At 63.2% G+C, this 779-nt stretch carries 1 protein-coding gene; it reads right to left on the bottom strand.

Annotated features, from left to right (window positions below):
• Positions 1 to 16 precede the first annotated feature (16 nt).
• Positions 17 to 771, bottom strand: a protein-coding gene (locus P9A16_RS35610; protein ID WP_443020527.1) for an IS5 family transposase whose coding sequence is annotated in 2 segments (ribosomal slippage) — positions 17 to 427 and positions 430 to 771 — 753 coding nt in all. Because the reading frame shifts where the segments join, the coding sequence is not laid out codon by codon here.
• Positions 772 to 779 lie beyond the last annotated feature (8 nt).

Genomic DNA, 779 nt, shown 5'->3' with positions numbered 1-779 from the left:
CTAGGGTCCGGACTCACTAGAGCCACCAGATGACGGCTGCGGCGAGAGCGACGGCACCCATGAAGTTTTTGATGTTGCGATCGAAGCGGGTGGCGAGGCGACGCCAGTCCTTGAGACGGCAGAACATACGCTCGATGACGTTGCGCTGCTTGTAAACGGCGCGGTCGTACTCGTACTGGACCTTGCGATTTCGACGTGGCGGGATCACAGCCTCGGTACCGCGCTCGTCGAGCCACTCGCGCAGAGCCTGGCTGTCATAGCCCTTGTCCGCGACGAGCTGCGCGGTGGGCGGCAGGGCTTCGATACACAGCCTCGCCACCTTGCAGTCATGGACGTTGCCGGGCGTCAGGAGCAGGACGTGAGGGCGACCTTTCGCGTCGCAGACGGCATGGAGCTTGGTGTTCCGTCCGCCTTTCGTGCGGCCGATACCATGAGCCATGGCCCCCCTTTTCCGCCGCCTGCGCAGCGGTGGACCTTGATGCAGCTACTATCGATGAACAATCTGTCCGGCGCATCCTCGGCTCCGGCGAGTGCGCTGAAGATGCCTTCCCAGATGCCGCGCTCGGACCAGCGAACGAAGCGATTGTAGAGCGTCTTCTTCGGTCCATAGACGTCGGCGCAGTCCGCCCAGCGTCCACCGCATCGCAGCGCGTGGACGATTCCGCTCAACACGCGACGATCGTCCACGCGCGGCTTGCCCCGCACATCCGTTGGCAGGAGCGGTTCGATCCGTTCCCACTGCGCATCGGAAAACCAAAAGAAATCAGACATCTCACCGC

Origin of the sequence: Shinella sp. 838 (genome assembly GCF_029623935.1) — a bacterium.
Taxonomy (GTDB): domain Bacteria; phylum Pseudomonadota; class Alphaproteobacteria; order Rhizobiales; family Rhizobiaceae; genus Shinella.
The sequence above is the reverse complement of the archived record's forward strand: the minus strand, read 5'-3'. Positions and strand labels throughout refer to the sequence as shown.